Consider the following 22,565-nt stretch of genomic DNA (forward strand, 5'->3'; position numbering starts at 1 on the left):
GCAGGGGCATGTGCGTTCAACTATACCGTAGGGGATACGCCCCCAACGGCCCCCAAGCCACATGCAAATACCGAGAGGCGGTGGCTACAATGCCTCCACGTGTGCCTGCACTTGCGCGCATCCCGCAAAGCGCATCAACGGCCTGTGCCGAAGTTCAACTGGAGTTGTGTTGCACCCGCCTGCTCTTGTCGCCTCGCCGCCTGGCGAATACGCAGAACCGCCCTTGGTGGTTGATCTCGACGGAACACTGATTCGCACCGATATGCTCCATGAATCGGCCGTGCGACTCTTTCGCACTAGCCCGCTTTCGGTGCTGCAAATCCCCCTCTGGCTGATACGCGGCAAGGCGGCCATGAAACAGTGGCTTGCTAAAAAAACACCGTTCGACGCAAGCCTTCTGCCTTACAACGAGCCGTTCCTCAACTGGTTGCGGCTGCAGCGTCAAAGCGGCCGATCGCTGATTCTGTGCACCGCGTCGGATCTGCGGCAGGCCCGCAATATCGCTGCTCATTGCGCCCTGTTCGACGAGGTGATCGCCAGCGACGGTGCGGTCAATAGGGCCGGGCAACAGAAGGCCGACACCTTGACTGCACGCTTCGGCGCGACAGGGTTTGATTACGCAGGCAACGCTTTAGCGGACCTGCCGGTCTGGCGCGCGGCACGCCGGGGCATTGTGGTGAACGCCACGCCAAAGATATTGGCGCAGGCGCGGGATGCCTGTGCGATTGAACAGGTTTTTCCACCCGAACGCCCGCGCCTCGCCACATGGTGCAGTGCCTTGCGTGTGCACCATTGGGCAAAAAATGCACTGCTCTTTGTTGCCCTGTTTGCGGCGCACCAGATAGGCGACATGCATGCCTGGGCATTGCTGGTGATGGCTTTCGCGGCTTTCAGTCTGTGTGCGTCTTCCGTCTACATCGCCAACGACCTGATGGATCTCGAGAATGACCGGCGACATCCGCGAAAGCGCGCCCGTCCTTTTGCTGCAGGCGCACTGCCCGTCGCCCAAGGCGTGCTACTGATTCCCCTGTTGGCGCTGGCCAGCCTTGCGTTGTCGGTACCGGTAGGGCCAGCTTTTGTGGGATGGCTCAGCACCTACTTCGCCCTGACCTGGCTGTACTCCTGCTGGCTCAAACGTGTCGTGCTGATCGACTGTCTGACCCTGGCGACACTGCACATGCTGCGCGTCATTGCAGGCGCTGCAGTCATTGGCGTACCGATGTCGTTCTGGTTACTTGCGTTCTCGTTTTTTCTGTTTCTCTCGCTGGCATTTGTAAAACGGTATGCCGAATTGCACCAGCCGATGTCTGCAGGGGCGTCTGAGGCCCCTGGGCGCGGCTACGTTTCTGCCGATGCACCCATGATTCAACTGTTCGGCGTTGTATCCGGCTACTGCGCAGTGCTGGTCTTGGCGCTGTACCTCAACAGCGAAGCCATCGTGCGCCTGTACAAAACACCAGAGCTGGTGTGGATCGCCGTACCGGTGACGCTGTTCTGGATCAGCTGGATCTGGCTGCGCGCGTTCCGCGGCGAGATGCACGATGACCCGCTGGTCTTTGCATTCCGGGACAAGGCGAGTCTGCTTTCCGCAGCACTCTTTGGCATGGCGCTGGTGCTGGGAAGCCAGACGCTCCCATGGTGAAAGTCGCATCCTGGGGGCGCCTCGCTGCGGAGCCCCACTATCTGCAGCCACTGCTGCGCCAGCACATGGATGCACTGCGATTGCCCCCTGGCAATCGCGGCCTGGCCCACGGCCTGGGCCGGAGCTACGGTGACGTTGGCCTGAATCCTGGCGGAACACTCTGGACCACCACGCACCTGGACCGGTTCGTGTCGTGGGACGATAAGACCGGTGTGTTGACCTGCGAGGCAGGGGTAAGTCTGGGCGATATCCAGGATCTGTTCATCCCACGCGGCTGGATGTTACCCGTGGTTCCCGGCACCCGGTTTGTCACGGTGGGCGGGGCCATTGCCAATGATGTGCACGGCAAAAATCACCATCGGCAGGGCAGCTTCGGCGACCACGTGCATGAGGTGCGCCTGCTGCGCACCGATGGCGAGGTATTGCAATGCGGCCCCGCGTTGCGAAACGACTGGTTTGCCGCAACGGTCGGTGGTCTGGGCCTGACAGGTGTCATCACCCATGCGACGCTCGCCTTGCAGCGCGTTCAAGGCCCCTGGCTGGAAGCCCAGAACATGGCCTATGCCGGGCTCGATGAATTCTTCTCGCTGGCGGATGCGTCCGTTGCCGGATGGGAACACACCGTGGCATGGATAGACTGCCTGTCCGGCCGTAAGGCGCGTGGCATTTTCATGCGGGCGAATCCGGCATCTGGCACGGAAGGGAAGGTGCCCACGGACCGCAGGTTTACGCTGGCTTATACCCCGCCGGTGTCACCCATCAACCGCTTCAGCCTGGGTGCGCTCAATGCGGCTTACTTTCACCTGAATCGGCGCAACACTGAGCGGCGTATGCACTACACCGCGTTTTTTCACCCACTGGATCGACTGCAAGGCTGGAACCTGATGTACGGCCCCAAAGGCTTCTACCAGTACCAGTGCGTCATACCGCGCCAATGGGGGAAAGACGCACTGCAAACCATACTGCGCGAAATTCGCAGCAGCGGTGAAGGCTCATTCCTGAGTGTGCTCAAGACCTTCGGTGACCGCACCGCCCCCGGCATGCTGAGTTTTGCGCAGCCCGGCGTCACACTGGCCCTCGATTTCCCGAACCATGGCGATGCCACGCAGCGCCTGTTCACACGTCTGGACAGCATCGTGCAACATGCGGGAGGCCGTCTGTACCCCGCCAAGGACGCACGCATGCCACGCAGCGTGTTCGAGGCCGGTTTTCCCAAGCTGCAGGAGTTCATGCAGTATCGGGACCCGGGAATCAGTTCAGCATTTTCACGCCGCACCATGGGGAGTTGACACCGTGCCGCAGTCTCACACGTTCATCGTCATTGTGGGTGCCACCTCGGCCATCGCCGAGCATTGCGCACGCCAGTGGCTCCAGCAGAGGCCTGTCCGGCTGCTTTTGATGGGGCGCAACCAGGAGCGGACCGATTCCATCGCCACTGACCTGCGCATTCGCAGCCCATTGTCTCGTATCGAAACCATGGTGGGTGACTTTGAATCGGCGGCGTCCATCACCAGTCTGGTAAAGGCAGCCACGGCGCAGGAAGTACCTGACATGGTTTTGATTGCCCACGGGGCGCTGCCGGATCAGCAGGCTTGCCAGCAGGACCTGACGCAGGCGCAGGCGGCGATTCGGGTGAATGCCATCTCTCCCGTACTGTTCGCAGAGGCCTTTGTGGACGGGATGGAGCGCGCCGGCAAAGGCACGCTGGGCATCATCGGCTCTGTGGCCGGTGATCGCGGGCGGAAATCCAACTACGTGTATGGCGCTGCCAAAGGGCTTGTAGAGCGTTATGCCGAGGGCCTGCAGCACCGCCTTGCGGCAACGGGTGTGAAAGTCGTTTTAATCAAACCGGGCCCCACGGATACGCCCATGACAGCCCAGCTGAAATCCATGGGCACGCCGTTGGCAGACCCTGCTGCGGTGGCCCGCGCCATCGTGCGTGGCATGGCGCGCGGTCGGCCTGTGGTCTACGCACCGGCAAAGTGGGCACTGGTCATGTTGCTCCTGCGCCATCTCCCACGCTTTGTCTTTCACCGGCTCAATATCTGACTGACCGGGGTTCAACCGCCGTACACAAGGCTATGCACTGATTTCTCAGTGTCGCCGCCCAGACCTGGGGCACACACAGGTCATGCACGGTGGTTGGCGTCTGAGAGACTCAGGATGAGGTTGGTACGTTGCCAGCAGCCAGGATATTTCTAAGCGTCTGGCTTGGGTTACTGCCCACATTGGTATCGACGGCATTCTTCAAGCGGTCAGGGGAGAGACTACCTCCCGGAGTATTTGCCCCTCCCGGAACATTCCCCGTCGACAGCAGTTGCCCAGGAGGAGCGCCTCCAGGTTGTTGGGTACCTGGGTTATTGTTAGGCGGACTCTCCAGTCGCCGCAGCTGATTACTGAGTTCGCCGACCGTAATTCTGCGTGGCTCCGAAAAGCCGCTACCGGAAATGTCGGCACCAAAGCCTGCCCGGGTAATGGTCTGCCTATTGCCTTGGCTGTCGGTCAAGCTCATCCCCTGACCGAAGAGAAAGGTTCCGCTGGCTTTCTGACCATCCGTCTCGACATTGCTGATACCCCCGCGAATTCCGATGGTTGCCGTGTTCGTGCGCACCAAGGTTTCCGACTTCTTGCTGATGAAACCACCCACCACGCGCAGCAGGCCCTTGGTCATGTCGATCAGCAGGTTGCCATCTTTGGTCTGCCTGTTGAACCGGTACTCGGCAATCACAATCTCGGAGTTAGGACCGAGGGTCAAGGCCGACTGGTCCGAGAACAACACGTGCAAGCTCTGCTTCGGCCCCGTGGTGAGCTTTTGCCCGCTTGCACTCTCGATATAAATCGGTGTACTGGTGGAGGTGGTTGGTGTGCCCTGTGTGACGGTGGTGAGCACCGCCGTCTGGCGGGTGGCAGGGTTGGCGGGCGCCTGCCCCATGGCCGTGGGCAGGGCAGCACCAGTCAGCGCGGCGGCAAGCCACCAGTCTTTGTTAATCGGCGGGCTCATCGTGTACTCCTCAGAAGCTGCGAATCACGGTGCCGGAAAGCATCGTATTCTGGTAACGGTAATTGGGCAGGTTGGCCTGGTTGCGGCTGTGTTCTGCAGCAAGCACCAGGGACCACAGGGGCGCCAGCGACACCGTGTTGTTGACGCCTATACGCCACTCATTGTCCTTGCGTGTCTCTGTTGGGCTCACGCCCGGGTTGGGCACGCTGTACGAGCGCTCCAGTGCGCCGATCCAGAAGGCCGTGGTCCAGTACTCGCCCTTGGACAGCGGACTGGCGTAGCTGGTGGAGTAGGTCACACGGATTTCATTCGAATCGGAATCGTGGATATTGCGCTCGGCCCGGTTGCGGCGCATGGCGTACTCCCCGATGATCAGCTGGCCTGCGCCCAGATCCTGGCTCACGCGTGCGACAAACCCGTACAGGTGGCCATTCTGCTGATCTGCATTGGCAATATCCGCGCGGTTGGCAAACTCGCGGCGCTGGTCGTCCAGCGTGAACTGGTAAAGCGTTTTCTCCTGGGGTTGCCAGTTCAAATCCAGTCCATACCCTTGATTCGTCAGGTATTGCCGCCCCTGGGTCACCAGATTGGCCAGGAGGATATACGGACGCAAGGTCAAGCCCGGCGCCTGGGTTGGCAGGGGCTTGAATTGCAGGCCCGTGTTCAGGTCCAGCATCTGCAAGTCATACGGTTTGCTCACACCCGCCACCGGGTCACCGGAAGAGGAGCTGTAGTCCACCACATAGGCACCGAAACTCGAAACAATGGCGGCCGAGTTCTGGCTCTCCAGGTCATAGAAGTGGTTCAGCCGCACACCCACAGCGAGATCTTGATCGGCAGAAGGTTTGTCGGCATTTGCCACTGCAACCAGGGCACCCGCGGACAGCACCTGGGCATCGTCGGTCTGGTAGGTGGGGTTGGTCTGGTGGCGCACGCCCAGCGTCAGCGCACCGCTGAACTGATTGCGCTTGTTGCGTTTGAGGGTATCGGCCAGCAGTGACTCTGCCAGGCTGCGGTTGCTGCCTTGCAACCGCGCATCGGCTACCGCGTCGCGCAACATGCTCTCGGCCATGGCGTAGGAACCCATGCGGTAATAAAGAACACCAACGTCAACGCGCACTTCGGGGGGGGCCTGCGGGTCCAGCAGCAGCCGTTCCAGCGCGGCCACGCCACCTTCGTAATTCCCTGCTTGCACAAGCAACTGGGCGTATTTGGACCAGCCCGTCAAATCCTGCGGTTGCTGGAAGACCTGGCGAAAGGCTTCGTCCGTCTGGCGCTCCAACGCCTCTGCAGTGTTGCTTTGGGCCGTGGCACTGACGCAGGCCAGAAGCCCCAGGGCTCCAACCAGGACCCGCAAGGGCATATTACGTTCAGGTGAATGCGGCATATTTACGACCCCCTATCAGTGCTCATGTGTTTGCAACTCTTGACAGTTTACCGGGAAAACAAATCAAAACCACCACCTGCAACCCTCCTCCGGCAGAGGGGTTAGACCGGCATCGCCGAAGGCAGGTTCTGCAAGAGCAAACGCTGTACGTTGCCACCCATGATGGCGCGAACATCGGCTTCGCTGAAACCGGCTTGCAGCAGGGCATTGGTGAGCTGGGGCAGGCCGGTCACGTCAAACGGTGTTTGTGTTGCGCCATTGAAGTCCGAACCAAGCGCCACGTGCGCCACACCGACCTTGTCCACCGCATAACGAATGGCTTTGACGATGCTGGGCATGTCGGGCGTGCAGACCGCGCCGTCCCAGTAGCCAATGCCCACCACGCCGCCGGTAGCTGCGATGCGGCGCAGGTGGTCATCAGTCAGGTTACGCGGACCGGGACAGGTTCCGGCCACACCAGTGTGCGATACCAGCACCGGGCGCGTGGCCATGGCCAACACATCTTCAATGACAGGCTTGGAGGCGTGGGCCAAGTCAATCAGCATGCCCTTGGATTCGAGCCGGGTCACCACTTCGCGACCGAAGGGCGTCAGACCGCCTTTTTTCACACCATGGGCCGAGCCACCCACCTCGTTGTCAAAAAAGTGCGTGAGGCCGGTGATACGAAAGCCTGCGTCGTACAAACGATCTACATTTTCCAGCTTGCCCTCCAGTGGGTGCAGGCCTTCGGTGGCCAGCACGGCGGCCATGCGGGTCGGGTCTTGGGTCCAGGCCTGCACAAAGGCCTCCATGTCCTGGCGGCTTTGCACAAACACCATACGCCCCTGGCTGTCAGCGGCGGTCCGTTGCAGCTTCTGCGCCTGGTAGAGCGCGCGCTCCAGCAGGCTGTTCCAGGTGGCCACGGGCCAGCGCTGGGCCATGACCAGCATGGTGATGCTGTCGGTATCGCCGCTGTTGCTGTCGTAGTTCATGCCCTTGGGCGTTTTGGTCACCGTGGCAAAGACCTGCAGGCCCATATGCCCTTCGAGCTGGCGTGGCAGGTCGGAGTGGCCGCGGGTGTAGCGCTGCAGCAAGTCGCGGTTCCACAGCAGCGCGTCGTCGTGCAGATCGGCCACGAACAGGGTTTTGTGCAGTACGTCGCCGCGCTCACCCGCCGTGTAGGGGCCGGGCTGCAGTACGCGGTTCATCTGTCCATCCACATAGGCAGGTACGTTGAAAAACACTGCCAGCCCCACCACGACCAGCACAGCCGCGCCGGTCAGCCATTTCTTACCACGTGTCATGTCACTCCAGTCTGTGTAATGCGGCCAGATTGATCAGCGCGGACAACACCTCGGACTTGAAGCCCACGCGTTTTTCGCCCTCTTTGTAACCGCTCAGAATCAGGGACTGCAGGTATTCCGTGCAGTCCTTGTGGCCCCAGAATTTTTCGATGGACAGGGCAATGCGGATATGGTGCTCCGCGATGATGGCCATTTCGTTGTCGATGCGGGCCTGCAGCGGCCGCTCATGCAGGGGCATGGGGCGCGTGGGCAGGTCCTCTTCTTCCCAGCTCAAGGAGGGGAAGCCGGTTTCTTGGAATTTGGAATCTTTTGGATCGGGCACTATGAATTCGGGCAGGACGCAGGTTTCGCGCCAATATGCCTATTTTGGCAGGGCCGACAGCACGTCCGCCAACAATTTACATTCATCGTAGGGGCCATGGATCCAGCCCATGCGCACCACCACTGCGTCTTTGGAAGGTACCACCGCCACCACCTGGCCCCAATGCCCGCCCATGGCGACCATGTCTTCGGGCACCCCGGGGTAGGCCTTGCAGTCGCCCGCCTGGCGGTTGCCGTAGAGCCAGCTCATGGCGCCGTAGCCCCGGCCATCGCCCCCTGCCGTGGCGGGGGTACTGGCGCGTTTCAGCCAGCCCGGCGGCAGCACCTGCTTGCCATCCCACTGGCCGTCCTGCAATACCAGTTGGCCCAGCCGCGCCCAGTCACTCACACTGGCCCACATATAGGAGGAGCCAACCCAGGTGCCGCTGGCATCGGTTTCCAGGGTGGCGGAGCGGGCGCCAATGGGGTCAAACAGCGCCGTGCGCGGGTATTTCCAGTAGGTTTCGTCTTTGTCGAAGCGGCCCCGGTCCACAGCGGCCAGCAAATTGGCCGTGGCGCTCAGGTAGCGCCAGCGCGTGCCGGGCGCGGCTTCCGCCGGATGGGCCGCCGCCCAGGCCGCGGTGTCATTCGCACCCCACAACATCTGTGGCACGGAGCCCCAGGGGTTGTAGTCTTCGGTACTCTTGAGCCCGTCACGCATGTAAAGCAGGTCTGACACCTTAATGTCTTTGCGGCCATCCTTGCGCCAGTCTTCCACCCAGGCTGGCGCACGGCCTGCGGGGAAGGCGTCGACCACAGGCCCGTCCAGCGGCAGCCCGGCCTCAGCCGCCAGCTTGTGGGTCAGCATGCCGGTGATGGTCTTGGTCATGGACCAGCCGTGCAGCGGTGTGCCCGGGGCCAGACCGGGTGCATCGCGCAGCAACAGCAGGCGGCCGTGTTGCACCACGGCCAGGCCGCGTGCATTCGCACCATTCGGGTCACCGGCGCCGACAAAGGCGGCTTCTGCCACCTGCTGCAGTTTTCCCACATCTACACCCGGGCCCCACTGGTCTGCTGGCACCGCCACATCACCGGCCGGCCAGGGCCGGTTAGGGTCTATGCCGGGTTGGTACGCACGGGCCTGCGGATCGGATTCGGCGCCCACCACACAACCGCGGTCGCGCAAAAGCGCGGCACGGCGCGTCACCAGACCGGCAAAACGGGCCGTGACGGTGTGGTTGGGTTCGTCGATGGAAATGCGGATGGCCTGGAGCACCGGGCTGGCGGGCAAGACCTCTTCGGCCATCAGGTTGGCCAGCGGGCGCCCGGCCACAAAGGCAGCAGAGCAAATGCCCTTGGCCGCCATGCCCGCTGCATTTTGCGGAATGCCAAAGTAAAACAAGCCGCCTACGACCAATGCGGGCAAGCCAAGGACCACGCCCCCGGCTACCACCGCCACACGTTTGAAGCCCCGTATCTGCGCCATGCTTGCCTCCGGTTTTTATTGGAAACCATGGTAACCGGTACACCAGCAGGGTCACGGTGTGCGGGCACAATGGGCCCATGTCTTATCTGCCACCTTTCACCGCCCCCATGCGTTTCACCGATCCGGCCGCTGCGCTGGCCCAGGTGGCGCATATTTACGACACCGGCATTGCCCACCTGCGCGAAGCCATGCAGCGCTTTGTCGCAGGCGACGACAGCTTCGCCCATGTGCGTGCCTGTTACCCGCTGGTGCGCATCCACACCGACACGGTGTCGCGCAAGCCAGGCTCCGAGAGCGCGCGACTGAGTTTCGGCTTTGTCGCCGGACCCGGACGCTTTGAGACCACCCTCACACGCCCCGACCTGTACCGCGGTTACTACCTGGAACAGTTCAAGCTGCTGCTGCAAAACCACGGCGTTGAGCTGGAGGTGGGCACCAGCAGCCAGCCGATTCCCGTGCACTTCTCGTTTGCCGAACACGACCACGTGGAAGGCACGATGAACGCCGAGCGCCGCATGCGCATGCGCGATGTGTTTGACCTGCCGGACCTAGCCGCCATGGACGACGGCATTGCCAACGGCACCTACGAGCCCAAGCCGGGCGAGCCGCAACCCCTGTCGCTGTTCACCGCGCCACGCGTGGACTATTCGCTGCACCGCCTGCGCCACTACACCGGCACCGGGCCGGAGCACTTCCAGAACTTTGTGCTGTTCACCAACTACCAGTTCTACATCGACGAGTTCATCGCCCTGGGCCGCGCCGCCATGGCCGACCCCAACAGCGGATACGTCGCCTTTGTGGAACCCGGCAACATGGTGACGCGGCGCGTGGGCTTACCTGCGCAAGCGGTCGACGCACTGGGCGTGGCGCCACCGCGCCTGCCGCAAATGCCGGGCTACCACCTGGTGCGCGACGACAACGCGGGCATCACCATGGTCAACATCGGCGTGGGCCCGGCCAACGCCAAAAACATCACCGACCACATTGCCGTGCTGCGCCCACACGCCTGGATCATGCTGGGCCACTGCGCTGGCCTGCGCAACAGCCAGCAACTGGGCGACTACGTGCTGGCCCACGGTTATGTGCGCGAAGACCATGTGCTGGACGAAGAACTGCCGCTGTGGGTGCCCATCCCTGCACTGGCTGAAATCCAGGTGGCACTGGAGCAGGCCGTGGCCGACGTGACCCAGGTCAAGGGCGCGGCGCTCAAAAGCATCATGCGCACCGGCACCGTGGCCAGCACCGACAACCGCAACTGGGAGCTGCTGCCCGACAACCAGCCCCAGCGCCGCTTCAGCCAGAGCCGCGCGGTGGCGCTGGACATGGAAAGCGCCACCATTGCGGCCAATGGTTTCCGCTTTCGTGTGCCCTACGGCACCCTGCTGTGTGTGAGCGACAAGCCGCTGCACGGCGAAATCAAGCTGCCCGGCATGGCCAACCATTTTTACCGTGAGCGGGTGGACCAGCATTTGCGCATCGGCATGCGGGCTATAGAGCTGCTGCGGGCGCAGGGCGTGGACCAGTTGCACAGCCGCAAGCTGCGCAGCTTTGCCGAGGTGGCCTTCCAATAAAGCCAGAGAAGGCAGGCAAAACCCAGCTATCTTCTTTAAGTCCTCAAGCCTGTGCCCCAAAAGGCCGATCACCGCTTGTATGCCCAAGCACCTCACCGCCCTGGATGCCAAACAGCACCCGCTGATTGAGGCACAGATCCGCCTGGTGGAGCGCATTGCTTACGGCATGGCGCGCCGCCTGCCGGTCAGCGTGGACCGGGCCGATCTGGTCCAGGACGGTTTGCTGGGACTGTCCGAAGCCATCCTGCGCTGGACCCACCAGACCAATGGGGCGCACTTCGAGAACTACATGGCGCTGCGCGCACACGGCGCCATGCTGGACGGATTGCGCACGCTGGACCACGGCAGCCGCAAGGTGCGCCGGGACATGCGCCGTATCGAGCTGGCCATCCAGCACCTGGAACACCAGCACGGCCGGGCGCCGCGTGAGCAGGAGGTCGCCCAACTGCTCGACATGCCGCTGCGGGAATACCAAAGCACCCTGCAGGAGGCCCATGGCTACCTGCTGATTTCGCTGGACGATATTGGTGGTGACAACGCTGAGGCCTATCTGGACCAGTGCATTGCAGAAAATGCAGACCCGCTGGTCGTGCTGGAGCGCTCGGCCCTGCGCCAGGCACTGGCCATGGCCATCACCCGGCTGCCCGCGCAAAAGCAGGAGCTGCTGACGCTGTATTACGAGAAGGGCCTCAAGATGCACGAAATCGGCAAGGCCCTGCGCCTGACCGAAGCCCGCATCTCGCAGCTGCACACCCAGACCATCGCGCAATTGCGCGCAGTCATCGTCGAAGGCACCATGGCCACCCTGCTCAAGCCGCGCAGCAAGCGGCGCGAAGCAACTTTGGCGACCTGATCAGGCCTTGCGCGGCTTGACGCGGGAAGCCGCCAGCTTGGCGTTGGTGCGCGCCACTTCCACATCGGCATCAAACGCCAGCGCCACACCCATGCGGCGCTTGGTGAAGCTCTCCGGCTTGCCAAACAGGCGGATGTCGGTGTTGGGCACCTGCAGGGCGTCGGCCACGCCGTCAAACACGATGCCGTGGGCCTCCACACCGCCATAGATCACGGCGCTGGCGCCCGGGCTCTTAAGTGCGGTGTTGACCGGCAGGCCCAGGATGGCACGCGCGTGCAGCTCAAACTCGTTTTGCCACTGGGTGATCATGGTCACCATGCCGGTGTCGTGCGGGCGGGGGCTCACTTCGCTGAACCAGACGTCCTCACCCTTCACAAACAGCTCCACGCCAAACAGGCCCATGCCCGCAGGCTTGCCGTCCAGCCCCTGGCCCAGGTTGTCGGTCACGGTCTTGGCGATGTGCTGTGCCCGCTCCAGCGCCTTGGGGTGCATGGGGTGCGGCTGCCAGCTCTCCACATAGTCACCGCTGACCTGCACATGGCCAACCGGATCGCAGAACTGGGTCTGGATACTGCCGTCCGCACCGCGGGCGCGCACGGTCAGCAAGGTGATCTCGTAGTCGAAATCGATAAATCCTTCGACGATGATGCGGCCATGGCTCACCCGGCCACCGGCCATGGCGTAGTCCCAGGCTTTTTGCACGTCGGCCGGGCCGTCGATCTTGCTTTGGCCCTTGCCCGAGCTGCTCATCACCGGTTTGACGATACAGGGGTAACCAATGCCCGCGTCGATAGCGGCTTGCAGCTCGGCCAGCGAGTCGCAAAACTTGTACGGGCTGGTAGCCAGGCCCAGCGTTTCAGCGGCCAGGCGGCGGATACCCTCACGGTCCATCGTCAGGCGCGCGGCGCGGGCCGTGGGCACGACCTTCACAACGCCCGCCGCTTCCAGTTCCTGCAACATGGGCGTGGCAATGGCTTCGATCTCGGGCACCACCCAGTCGGGCTTTTCCTTTTCGATCAGCGCCTTGAGCTGTGCCGGATCACTCATGGTGATGGTGCGCGCGTGATGGGCAACTTGCTGGCCGGGCGCGTTCTCGTAGCGGTCCACCGCAATCGTTTCCACACCCAGGCGCTGCAGCGCAATCAAGACTTCCTTGCCCAGTTCGCCGCTGCCCAGCAGCATGACTTTGGTGGCTTGGGGGGTGTTGGGGGTGCCGAAGGTGGTCATGGGAAGGGTGTCCTGCAATGGAGGGGTAAAAGGAAGCGGCAAGTTTAATTCGTGCCGCTGCGCGACAATGGCGCCATGTCTAGCACCCCCCACCCCGCCCCGCTTCTGCAGGTCCAGAACCTCTCCAAACGCTACGGCAATACGGAGGTCGTCAAAGACCTGTCCTTTGACATTGCGCCCGGTGAATGCCTGGGCGTGATTGGCCCCAACGGGGCCGGTAAAACCACCACCATCCGTATGTGCCTGGGGCTCACTGCCCCGGATGGCGGCGCCATCCATGCCAACACCCTGCAGATGCCGCGCGATGCGCTGGCCATCAAGGCTCGCTGGGGTGTGGTGAGCCAGATGGACACACTGGACCCGGACTTCAGTTGCGCCGAAAACCTGCTGGTTTACGGCCGTTACTTCGGCATGAAAGATGCGCAGATCAAGGCGCGCATTCCCTCACTGCTGGAGTTTGCCTCCCTGTCGCACAAGGCCGATGCCCGGCCCGGTGAACTCTCGGGTGGCATGAAACGCCGCCTCTCACTGGCCCGCGCTTTGGTCAACGACCCGCAGCTGTTGCTGCTGGACGAGCCCACCACTGGGCTGGACCCGCAGGCGCGCCACCTGATGTGGGAGCGCCTGCAACTGCTGTTGCAACAGGGCAAGTCCATCCTGCTGACCACCCACTTCATGGACGAGGCCGAACGCCTGTGCTCCCGCCTGCTGGTGCTGGACCACGGAAAGAAAATTGCCGAGGGCAAGCCGCGTGACCTGATCGCCGAACACCTGGAACCCGATGTGGTCGAGGTGTACGGCGTAGGCGCCCTGGCGCTGGTGGACAGCCCGCTGCGCGCCCGTGCCTCACGCGTGGAAGTCAGCGGTGAGACGGTATTTTTCTACACCGCCAACGCGGGCGTGCTGCTGCAGGCGCTGGGCGCCCACCCGCAGTTGCGCACCCTGCACCGCCCCGCCAACCTTGAAGACCTGTTCCTCAAACTCACCGGACGCCAGATCCGCGAAGAAGGATAGACCGCTATGAATTCAATAGCTGATCACGCGCAATCCACGGGGGCTACAGGCCAAAAACCCTCTTCCATCTGGCGCGCACCCCGACTTTCCATGCGCTTCTGGCCGGTGTTTCTGCGCAACCTGCTGGTCTGGCGCAAGCTGGCCATTCCCAGCCTGGTGGGCAATATCGCCGAGCCGCTGATGTGGCTGGTGGCCTTTGGTTACGGCATGGGCGCGCTGGTGGGCCAGGTGCAGGTGGATGGCACGGCCGTGCCCTACATCCTGTTTCTGGCCAGCGGCTCGATCTGCATGAGCGCCATGCAGGCGGCGTCGTTCGAGGCGCTGTACTCAGCCTTCTCGCGCATGCACGTGCAAAAGACCTGGGACGGCATCATGAACGCACCCGTGGGCCTGGACGACATCGTGCTGGCGGAGATGTTGTGGGCGGCTTTCAAGTCGCTGTTCACGGTGACCGCCATCCTGGGCGTGATGTTGGCACTGCAGATCAGCCATTCGCCAAAGCTGCTGGTGGCCTGGCCCATCCTGCTGGGTGTGGGTATCACCTTCAGTTGCATGGCGCTGGTGTTCAACGCGCTGGCCAAGGGCTACGACTTTTTCACCTACTACTTCACGCTGTTCCTCACGCCCATGATGTTTTTGAGCGGCGTGTTTTTCCCGCTGGAGCAACTGCCCCCGGTGGTGCGCGTGGTGGCCGACTGGCTGCCGCTGTCCAATGCCGTGGCACTGGTGCGCCCGCTGTTCATGGACCAGTGGCCCACGGATGTGCTGCGCCATGCGCTGGTGCTGGTGGTTTATACGGTGGTGTCGTTCTGGGTGGCGCTGGCCCTCACGCGCAAGCGCTTCCGGCTGTGACGTTCCATTTTTTATAATTCCGCGGGATGAGCACGCCATCGATCCTGCTGCCGCCGGAACTGATCGCCCTGATTGCGGGTGGCATTTCGACCATCGTCAGTTCTGCAGATGCAGCCCTGCGCCCCAGCATCATGCGTGCCGTGGGCAGCACCATCACCCCTGATGGCCGCACGGTGACCGTGTATCTGGCCCGTCGGCAGTCGCGCCAATTGCTGCAGGACCTCGCCGCGACCGGACGCATTGCCGTCGTGTTCAGCCAGCCCTACAGCCACCGCACCCTGCAGCTCAAGGCAGACAGCGTGCGGACCCGCCCGATGGAAGACGCCGACCAGGCGACGCTTGCCCAATATTTGCAGGGCATGGAACAGGAAGTTACCCGCGTCGGGTTCAACCCCAGCTTCACACACGCCATGCTGGCTTATGCCCAGGCGGACGTCGTCTCCGTGAGTTTTGAACCCACCGAGGCGTTTGACCAGACCCCGGGACCACGCGCTGGTGAGCGTTTGGGGGCGATACCCGAGGCTGACATCCCATGAGTGGTTTGACACTTGGCGCAGTGCGCGCCTCGCTCCAGGGAGCCATTCCTACCGTGATGGCAACCTGTTCCAGCGACGGGGTGCCCAATGTGGCCTATATCTCGCAGGCCTTTTATGTGGACGAGCGGCATCTGGCGCTCTCGTTCCAGTTTCTGAACAAGACGCGCCAGAACATTCTGGCCAACCCGCACGCCAGCTTGCTGGTGCTGCACCCTGTCACGGCGCAGTTCCACCGCATCAACATCCGTTATCTGCGCACGGAAACCCAAGGCCCGCTGTATGAAAGCATGAAGGCCCAGCTGGCGGGCATTGCCTCACACACCGGCATGGCCAGTGTCTTTCACCTGCGCGGGTCTGACATTTACGAAGTGCAAAACATTGATGCCATGGACTGCGACACCCTGCCAGAACCGGCACCGCAGTTCAATATGCTGAGCGCCGTGCGGCGTTCCAGCGAACGGCTGGCGCGCTGCAGTTCACTGGACGAACTGCTCAATGCCACGCTGATCTCGCTGACGGACTTCGTGGGCGTGCGCCACGCCATGGTGCTGATGCTGGACCCGGTGACACAACGCCTGTACACCGTCGCCAGCTGTGGCTACGCCTGCTCGGGCATTGGCTCCGAGATTGACATGGGGGACGGCGTCATCGGTGTGGCCGCGCGCGAGCGCACGCCGGTCAGCATCATGCACATGACCAATGCCTACCAGTACAGCTCGGCCATACGCAGCAGCCTGCAAGCCAGCAGCCCCGGCCTGGCGCTGGAGGCCGACATTCCCTGGCCAGGTCTCAGCGCCCCGCACAGCCAGTTGGCCGTGCCCATCCAGTCGGCGGGCAGGTTGCTGGGAGTCTTGTTCGTCGAGAGCCAGAACGATATGGAATTCGGTTTTGAAACCGAAGACGTGCTGGTGGCCGTGGCGGGGCATCTGGGCGCGGGCATTGATCTGATGCAGGACGATCCGGATGCGATCGATGTCTCGCCCTTGAGTGGAGCTCCATCGGTCTCTGGAGGGCAGCCGCTGCAGATACGCCACTTCAACGCCAACGGCAGCGTTTTCATCGACGGCGACTACCTGATCAAAGGTGTCGCCGGGGCCATTTTCTGGAAACTGGTGCGCGATTTCACCGCACACGGGCGCACAGAGTTCACCAACCGCGAATTGCGCCTGGACCCGGACCTGGGCCTGCCCGATGTCACCGACAACCTGGAAGCCCGGCTGGTGCTGCTGCAGCGCCGGTTAAACGAACATGCCACGCCCATCCGCATCGAGAAGACCGGGCGCGGGCGCTTCAGGCTGAATGTTCAGCGCCCGCTGGAGCTGCTCGAAGCCACCTGATCCGATTCACGCCCAGGCATCGCGGCTGGCCACTGCCATGAAAAACATCAGCACGGCGCCCAGCAACACGGCGATCGATGCAATGCCCAGGACAGGCTCCAGCCGATCCACGGGAACCAACCCGCCGTACAGAAGAAACAGGCCTACACACATACCCAGCACACCCACCTGGTGTGCGATCAGCTGCAGTTTTGCCAACAGCGGCATGGATGCATCCAGCCAGAGCTTGTGCATCACGCCATAGAGAAACGACGTCACAAATCCCAGCAGCAGCACATGCGCATGGGTCACATGCTGTGCGTGGTTTTGCGAAGCCGCCATGTAAATGCCCAAAACCATGCCGGCGATGGCGTAGGCCAGTGCCCAGAGCAGGTACTTTCTGTCAGTTTTCATCGATATTCCTTGGTAAAAAAACGAATTTCTCGGTTCAAACCTGAACCAGACCGGGTGCCGGCGCGATACCCAGGCCTCGGGTCAGCTTGGCCCACTCGGGCACAGTCAAATGGGGTTGAACAACCTCCAGCGCCGCGGCGAACGCGGTAGCGGGGGCATGCGCCTGCATGTCGGACAACATGGCCACCCGCTCGGCAGGGTTCATGTAGGGCACCATCCAGCGCAGGATGAACATCATGTCGGCCGGCAGAATGGAGGCCACCAGTTTGTTGTGGATTTCAACCAGCTCCGCATCGGTATACCGTGCCCACAATACGGCGTTGAGGACTGTTTCTTCCACATGCATGTGCTGAAAGTTCTCAGCCACGAATAGCGCCAGATCGCGGTACAGCGCCAGCACCGCGGGGGCCGCGCCCCGGGTGTCCGGCGAGGACCAGAGCGCGGCCACGGCACTTTTGATGTCGTCAATGTGCCGCTGGTGGTCCTGGTGCTCATGGTCGATTACTTCGCTGCCGCCAGGCGCACGGGCTTCCACCGCTGCGTGGACAAAGCGGTTTTCATGGGCAATGTGCAAGGCACAAAAGTCCAGCAGCTCCAGCACCCGGCCTGTGACAGTGGCCAAGTCTGCGGTGTCCGTTGGGTCCATGCGGCCGACCGCCACCAGCGTGTCGGCCATCAGCGCGCGCAGCGCCTTATGGATGCCGGTGTACATATCCACGCGCGCGGTGCGCTGGGCCACTGCGACTGCATGGTGTTCCTGAGTATTGTTTTTCATGGTGAGACTTCTTTTTCGGGCAAATTGCGCCCTGTACAAGCGACGGCCAGAAGCGCCCCATGCGCCATTGACCGTGGAAAGAAGTCTAAAAATCCGGCCCGTTTTTCGTTGTTAAATATTGCTTAAGAGTTTCTTAAAAAATCCTTAAATAGACAGTTTGATATTCTTCCGAGCATTCCCGGCCTCCTTGTTTGAAATTGCCATGTCCCTCGCCCGCATCGCATCCGTCCTGTTGCTGTTCTGCACACAAGCGGTGCTCGCAGCGGAACCAGCACCATTGCGCTGGTGCTATGAGGACATTGCCGCAAAACCCTGGACTCTGCCCAACGAAAACGGCCTAAACGCCCTGCTGCTCAAACGCGTGGAAAAAATGCTGGGTGAGCGTTTTGTCTATGTCGCACGCCCCTGGAAACGCTGCCTGGAGGAAATGCGCCGCGGCGATTTTGACGGCATTTTTGCCGCAGCAGACTCGGAGGAACGGCGCACCTTCGGAGTGTTCCCCACCCTGCCCAACGGCGAAGCCGACCCGACCCGGGCGCTGCATGAAGATGTATTCCAAGTCTTCCTGCGCAAGGACGGTGCAGCCTCTTGGGACGGCAAACTGCTCCAGGTCCCCAGCAACGGCGTGCTGGTGCAGCGTGGTTATGTGATTGGCGGAGTGTTGCGCGAGCGCGGATTCGACGTGCGCGAAGTGACCAATTCCGCAGCGGATGGGCTGCGCCAGCTCGCCGCCGGCATGTTTGACGTGGCTGTCCTCCAGGGGCTGGAGTCCGACGTCTTGCTGAGATCACACACCACGTGGTCGGCAAAAGTCACCAAGGCCCCGATGCCTTACGCCACCCGGCCCATGTACCTGTTTGTAGGCACCGCCGTCTATGAACGCGACCCCAAACGCATAGAAACGATCTGGGCTTCCATCGCCGCCATCCGCAAAACACCCGCTTACCGCACCCAGGAGACCAAAGCCCTGCGCCAGTTGACGCAACTGAAGGCGCACGACTAAACGCGTTGGCTCAGGCCGTTGGCGCGGCCCGGATCATGTCGGCAGCCTTCTCGGCAATCATGATGGTCGGGGCATTGGTGTTGCCACTGACCACCCGCGGCATGATGGAGGCATCCACCACCCGCAGGCCCTGGATGCCATGCACGCGCAGTTCGTGGTCCACCACATCCAGATCCCCTTTGCCCATGCGGCAGGTACCCACCGGGTGGTACACCGTGTCGGCATGGTCGCGGATGAACTGCTCGATCTGAAAGTCACCGACCGCCTGGGCGGAAGCCGCGATCTCCTTGCCACCCTGGCTGGCCAGCGCCGGTTGTTGCAGCAGATGGCGCATGATCTTGAAGCCACGCACCAGCCGCTCCACATCGTCGCGGGCGCCCAGGAAGTTGGGATCAATCAGCGGCGCGGCGAACGGGTCTTTGCTGGCCAGTTGCACGCTGCCCCGGCTCACCGGTCGCAGCAGGCACACATGGCAGGAGTAGCCATGGCCCAGCACTGTGGTGCGGCCGTGGTCCACCAGCTTGGCAATGGCAAAGTGCAACTGCAGATCCGGCGTGCGCTCCTGCGGCTGGCTTTTGATGAAGCCACCCGCCTCGGCAAAGTTGGTGGTCAGCAAACCCGTGCGTTTGCCACGCCATTCAAAAATGCCCTTGATCACATTGGCGATGCCCGTCAGCGAAATCCCAAACGTCTGTTTCAGATGCGGCGCGTTCACCACCTGCACGATGTCAATATGGTCATGCAGATTCTGGCCGACACCGGGCAAGTCGTGCAGCGGTGCAATGCCTTTTTCCAGCAGGTGTTTGTGGGGGCCGATGCCCGAGAGCATGAGAATTTGCGGCGACTGCAATGCTCCCGCACATAGCAACACTTCCTTGTTGGCGCGCAACTGCATCGTCTGGCCGTCCTGCACAAACTCCACACCCACGGCACGTTTGCGCTCCAGTAGGATGCGTGTGGTGTGCGCGCCGGTGAACACGCGCAGGTTGGGTCGGTCCAGGTTCGACGTGAGGTAGCCCTTGGCCGCGCTGAAGCGTTCGCCGTTCTTGTGCGTGACCTGGTAAACGCCCACACCTTCCTGGTCAGCGCCATTGAAGTCGGGGTTGTGCTTGAAACCTGCTTGCCGGCCGGCCTCTATAAACACCGGCCCCAAGTCGTTCGGGCTGGTGAGGTCCTGCACATGCAGCGGGCCGCCGCGGCCATGGAACACATCCGCGCCGCGCGCATTGTCTTCGGCCTTTTTGAAATACGGCAGCACCTCGTCATACGACCAGCCGGGGTTGCCCTCGGCCGCCCAATGGTCGTAGTCCTCGCGCTGGCCGCGGATGTAGATCATCGCGTTGATGGAGCTGGAACCGCCCAGCACCTTGCCGCGTGGCTGGTAGCCGCGCCGCCCGTTCAGGCCGGGCTGCACCGCGGTCTCAAATTTCCAGTTGGCATCGCCGTTTTTGGCAATCACCGCCAGGCCAGCGGGGCAGTGGATAAAAACACTTTTGTCCGCAGGGCCGGCTTCGAGCAGCGCCACCGTGGTGTCCGGGTCTTCGCTCAGGCGCGCCGCCAGAACGCAACCTGCCGAGCCGCCGCCAACAATGATGTAGTCAAACATGGAAAGGTCTCCTCCTGAAGGGTGGCGAACCTTAGCCCAGGGACATGGGCATTGCCAAGCCCGGTTTACCCGGATGACGGGGTTTTCAAATTAAATTGCACACAATTTAATTGTTCGATATAATTCAGCCATGCTTCGCAAAGTCACTACCCCTACTGCCGATCCCGCGCTGTTGCTGGACAACCAGTTGTGCTTTGCCCTGTATTCCGCTTCCCTGGCCATGACCAAGCTGTACAAGCCGTTGCTGGAAACGCTGGCGCTGACCTACCCGCAGTACCTCGTCATGCTGGTGCTGTGGGAGCGCGATGGCCTCACCGTCTCCAGCCTGGGCGAACGCCTGACCCTGGACTCCGGCACCCTGACCCCCTTGCTCAAACGCCTGGAACAGGCCGGCCTGCTGTCGCGCCAGCGCTCCGCCGAAGACGAGCGCCAGGTGCTGGTGTCTCTGACGCCTGAAGGCCGCAAGCTCAAAACCAAAGCCGCCGCCATTCCCGGCTGCGTGGTCGAGGCAGCCGCCTGCCCCATTCCCGAATTGATGGCGTTGACGCGCCAGGTGCAGACCCTGCGCCAGCGTCTGACTGCGCCGCCCACTCCTCTCATCGCTTCTTAACCCGCTTCAACCTGAAGCTTTTAACTCCCAAGGAAAACACCATGGCCCAGCTCGAAAAAGTTCTCTACACCGCCCGCGCCCACACCACCGGCGGCCGTGACGGCGCCTCCAAGACTGATGACGGCCGTCTGGACGTCACCCTGTCTTCCCCCGGCACCTCCGGCACCGGCACCAACCCCGAACAACTGTTCGCCGCGGGTTACTCTGCCTGCTTCATCGGTGCGATGAAGGCCGTTGCCGGCAAGATGAAAGTCACGCTGCCCGCAGACCTGTCCATCGACGCCGAAGTCGACCTGGGCCCGATCCCGAACGCCTACGGCATCGCCGCACGCCTCAATATCAGCCTGCCCGGCATGGACCGCGCAGCCGCCCAGAGCCTGGTCGACGCAGCACACCAAGTGTGCCCCTACTCCAACGCCACCCGCGGCAACATTGACGTGACCATCACCCTGGTCTAAGCGTCCCGACTCTGTCGCCCAGGCGGCCAGGTTCCCTTGTGGGGCCTGGCCGTTTCCTTTATGGTGGTGTCTATGCACACCTCCGACTTTCAGGTCCGCAAAGACCAGCTCGCCACCACCCGATTCCAGACCCACACAGCCGCACCTTTGGGCGAAGGCCAGATCCGCGTAGCCATTGACCGCTTCGCGCTGACGTCCAACAACATCACCTACGCCGCGTTTGGTGATGCGATGAACTACTGGCGCTTCTTCCCCGTCACGGGCGAAGACGGCGCAGAAGACCCGGCCTGGGGCCGCATACCGGTCTGGGGCTTCGGCACCGTGCGTGAATCCACCCATGCCGGCGTGGCAGTGGGTGAGCGCCTTTACGGTTACTTCCCCATGTCCACCGCAGTGGTGCTGACACCCGGCAAGGTGACGCCGCTGTCGTTCATGGACAACGCGCCGCATCGCGCTGAACTGCACGCGGTCTACAACCAGTACACCCGTACCGGCACCGACCCCTTCTACAGCGCCGACACCGAAGACCTGCAGGCGCTGTTGCGCCCGCTGTACATCACCTCGTGGCTGATTGACGATTTCCTGGCCGACAACGCCTGGTTTGGTGCGGCATCGCGGCCCGGCCAGCGCGCCGTGTTGCTGCTCTCCAGCGCATCCAGCAAAACCGCCTACGGCACGGCCTTCCGGATGGCCCAACGCGAGGGCGTGGAAGTGGTTGGCCTCACCTCGCCAGGCAATGTGGCCTTTTGCGAAGGCCTGGGGTGTTACGACCGCGTGCTGACCTACGCGCAACTGGAACAGGTGGCGGCAGACGCACCCTGCATTTATGTGGACTTTGCCGGCAACGCCGCGTTTCGCAAGGCCGTGCACACCCATTGCCAAAATCTGGCTTTCAGCAGCTCGATTGGCGGCACCCACGTGGCGGCACTGGGTGGCGGGCGCGACCTGCCCGGCCCCAAACCCACGCTGTTTTTCGCGCCGGCGCAGATCAAGAAACGCAGCGCCGAGTGGACCCCACAGGGGCTGAACGAACGTCTGGTGCAGTCCTGGCACGGCTTTGTGCGCACCGTGGCAGACCCCCACCGCCCCTGGCTCACCGTACAGCACCACCAGGGTGCCGACGCCGTGCAGGCCGCCTACGCCCGCGTGCTGGAAGGCACGGGCGACGCGCAGCTGGGCCACATCCTGTCGCTATAGGGCCATGCTGAACAAACACCTCCGTTCACCCTGA

General features: G+C 62.4%; 22 protein-coding genes. 13 read left to right on the plus strand and 9 right to left on the minus strand.

What is annotated here, in order from left to right; translation table 11 throughout:
• The first annotated feature begins 169 nt into the window (after window positions 1-169).
• The 3 genes from RS694_RS18610 to RS694_RS18620 are packed head-to-tail and all read left to right on the plus strand — an operon-like array spanning window position 170 to window position 3,691.
• Complete coding sequence (locus RS694_RS18610) at window positions 170-1,642, plus strand: UbiA family prenyltransferase (protein WP_244898405.1); 1,473 nt, start codon at window positions 170-172, stop codon at window positions 1,640-1,642.
• A complete protein-coding gene (locus tag RS694_RS18615; RefSeq protein WP_029706555.1) occupies window positions 1,636-2,931 on the plus strand; it encodes an FAD-binding oxidoreductase in 1,296 nt (431 codons plus the stop codon). The genes RS694_RS18610 and RS694_RS18615 overlap by 7 nt, the downstream gene beginning before the upstream one ends.
• A 4-nt stretch (window positions 2,932-2,935) precedes the next feature.
• Window positions 2,936-3,691, plus strand: coding sequence for an SDR family NAD(P)-dependent oxidoreductase (locus RS694_RS18620; protein WP_029706556.1), 756 nt, complete (start codon window positions 2,936-2,938; stop codon window positions 3,689-3,691).
• A 109-nt stretch (window positions 3,692-3,800) separates the two neighbouring features.
• Here the strand turns inward: RS694_RS18620 and RS694_RS18625 are convergent, their stop codons facing one another.
• From RS694_RS18625 to RS694_RS18645, 5 genes are all read right to left on the minus strand, one after another.
• The gene (locus tag RS694_RS18625) at window positions 3,801-4,643 is read right to left on the minus strand and encodes a FecR family protein (RefSeq protein ID WP_029706557.1); all 843 of its coding nucleotides are present in this window, start codon (window positions 4,641-4,643) and stop codon (window positions 3,801-3,803) included.
• 10 nt (window positions 4,644-4,653) lie between these two features.
• Window positions 4,654-6,000 carry a tetratricopeptide repeat protein gene (locus tag RS694_RS18630; RefSeq protein ID WP_152528780.1) on the minus strand — a complete coding sequence of 449 codons (1,347 nt, stop codon included), beginning with the start codon at window positions 5,998-6,000 and terminating at the stop codon, window positions 4,654-4,656.
• A gap of 131 nt (window positions 6,001-6,131) precedes the next feature.
• The gene (locus tag RS694_RS18635; RefSeq protein WP_081708562.1) at window positions 6,132-7,313 is read right to left on the minus strand and encodes a dipeptidase; all 1,182 of its coding nucleotides are present in this window, start codon (window positions 7,311-7,313) and stop codon (window positions 6,132-6,134) included.
• Window position 7,314: 1 nt separating this feature from the next.
• A complete protein-coding gene (locus RS694_RS18640; RefSeq protein ID WP_152528781.1) occupies window positions 7,315-7,587 on the minus strand; it encodes a hypothetical protein in 273 nt (90 codons plus the stop codon).
• 87 nt (window positions 7,588-7,674) lie between these two features.
• Window positions 7,675-9,099, minus strand: coding sequence for a serine hydrolase domain-containing protein (locus RS694_RS18645; RefSeq protein WP_029706561.1), 1,425 nt, complete (start codon window positions 9,097-9,099; stop codon window positions 7,675-7,677).
• A gap of 77 nt (window positions 9,100-9,176) precedes the next feature.
• Here RS694_RS18645 and RS694_RS18650 point away from each other — a divergent pair, with 77 nt between their 5' ends.
• A complete protein-coding gene (locus tag RS694_RS18650; RefSeq protein ID WP_029706562.1) occupies window positions 9,177-10,670 on the plus strand; it encodes an AMP nucleosidase in 1,494 nt (497 codons plus the stop codon).
• A 79-nt stretch (window positions 10,671-10,749) separates the two neighbouring features.
• Window positions 10,750-11,523: a FliA/WhiG family RNA polymerase sigma factor gene (locus RS694_RS18655; RefSeq protein ID WP_051391752.1), complete on the plus strand. Its 774-nt coding sequence runs from the start codon at window positions 10,750-10,752 to the stop codon at window positions 11,521-11,523.
• On the opposite strand, the gene purT is transcribed toward RS694_RS18655, so the two are convergent.
• Window positions 11,524-12,750 (minus strand): formate-dependent phosphoribosylglycinamide formyltransferase, encoded by a 1,227-nt coding sequence (gene purT, locus RS694_RS18660; RefSeq protein WP_029706565.1) that lies wholly within the window; start codon window positions 12,748-12,750, stop codon window positions 11,524-11,526.
• Window positions 12,751-12,825: 75 nt separating this feature from the next.
• Here purT and RS694_RS18665 point away from each other — a divergent pair, with 75 nt between their 5' ends.
• Genes RS694_RS18665 through RS694_RS18680 form a run of 4 tightly spaced genes read left to right on the plus strand, consistent with a single transcriptional unit; the run spans window position 12,826 to window position 16,489 of the window.
• Window positions 12,826-13,764: an ATP-binding cassette domain-containing protein gene (locus RS694_RS18665; protein WP_029706566.1), complete on the plus strand. Its 939-nt coding sequence runs from the start codon at window positions 12,826-12,828 to the stop codon at window positions 13,762-13,764.
• 6 nt (window positions 13,765-13,770) lie between these two features.
• Entirely contained in the window at window positions 13,771-14,616 is an 846-nt protein-coding gene (locus tag RS694_RS18670; protein ID WP_029706567.1) for an ABC transporter permease, read from the plus strand.
• Between the two features lie 26 nt (window positions 14,617-14,642).
• Entirely contained in the window at window positions 14,643-15,152 is a 510-nt protein-coding gene (locus tag RS694_RS18675) for a hypothetical protein (RefSeq protein ID WP_029706568.1), read from the plus strand.
• Window positions 15,149-16,489 (plus strand): GAF domain-containing protein, encoded by a 1,341-nt coding sequence (locus tag RS694_RS18680; protein WP_029706569.1) that lies wholly within the window; start codon window positions 15,149-15,151, stop codon window positions 16,487-16,489. The genes RS694_RS18675 and RS694_RS18680 overlap by 4 nt, the downstream gene beginning before the upstream one ends.
• Window positions 16,490-16,495: 6 nt before the next feature.
• Here the strand turns inward: RS694_RS18680 and RS694_RS18685 are convergent, their stop codons facing one another.
• Window positions 16,496-16,882 carry a hypothetical protein gene (locus RS694_RS18685; protein ID WP_029706570.1) on the minus strand — a complete coding sequence of 129 codons (387 nt, stop codon included), beginning with the start codon at window positions 16,880-16,882 and terminating at the stop codon, window positions 16,496-16,498.
• Between the two features lie 34 nt (window positions 16,883-16,916).
• Complete coding sequence (locus RS694_RS18690; RefSeq protein WP_029706571.1) at window positions 16,917-17,657, minus strand: hemerythrin domain-containing protein; 741 nt, start codon at window positions 17,655-17,657, stop codon at window positions 16,917-16,919.
• A 202-nt stretch (window positions 17,658-17,859) separates the two neighbouring features.
• On the opposite strand from RS694_RS18690, the gene RS694_RS18695 reads away from it, so the two are divergent.
• Window positions 17,860-18,660 carry a substrate-binding periplasmic protein gene (locus RS694_RS18695; protein ID WP_037246793.1) on the plus strand — a complete coding sequence of 267 codons (801 nt, stop codon included), beginning with the start codon at window positions 17,860-17,862 and terminating at the stop codon, window positions 18,658-18,660.
• Window positions 18,661-18,670: 10 nt separating this feature from the next.
• Here RS694_RS18695 and RS694_RS18700 read toward each other — a convergent pair whose 3' ends face one another.
• Window positions 18,671-20,266, minus strand: a complete 1,596-nt coding sequence (locus RS694_RS18700; RefSeq protein ID WP_029706573.1) for a GMC family oxidoreductase — start codon at window positions 20,264-20,266, stop codon at window positions 18,671-18,673.
• A gap of 130 nt (window positions 20,267-20,396) precedes the next feature.
• On the opposite strand from RS694_RS18700, the gene RS694_RS18705 reads away from it, so the two are divergent.
• The 3 genes from RS694_RS18705 to RS694_RS18715 all read left to right on the plus strand — a co-directional run bounded on the left by RS694_RS18705 (window position 20,397) and on the right by RS694_RS18715 (window position 22,531).
• The gene (locus RS694_RS18705) at window positions 20,397-20,876 is read left to right on the plus strand and encodes a MarR family winged helix-turn-helix transcriptional regulator (RefSeq protein ID WP_029706574.1); all 480 of its coding nucleotides are present in this window, start codon (window positions 20,397-20,399) and stop codon (window positions 20,874-20,876) included.
• A 41-nt stretch (window positions 20,877-20,917) separates the two neighbouring features.
• The gene (locus RS694_RS18710; protein ID WP_029706576.1) at window positions 20,918-21,334 is read left to right on the plus strand and encodes an organic hydroperoxide resistance protein; all 417 of its coding nucleotides are present in this window, start codon (window positions 20,918-20,920) and stop codon (window positions 21,332-21,334) included.
• A gap of 72 nt (window positions 21,335-21,406) precedes the next feature.
• Window positions 21,407-22,531, plus strand: a complete 1,125-nt coding sequence (locus tag RS694_RS18715; protein WP_029706577.1) for a DUF2855 family protein — start codon at window positions 21,407-21,409, stop codon at window positions 22,529-22,531.
• Window positions 22,532-22,565: the final 34 nt, after the last annotated feature.

This window comes from Rhodoferax saidenbachensis, from assembly GCF_001955715.1.
GTDB classification, from domain to species: domain Bacteria; phylum Pseudomonadota; class Gammaproteobacteria; order Burkholderiales; family Burkholderiaceae_C; genus Allorhodoferax; species Allorhodoferax saidenbachensis.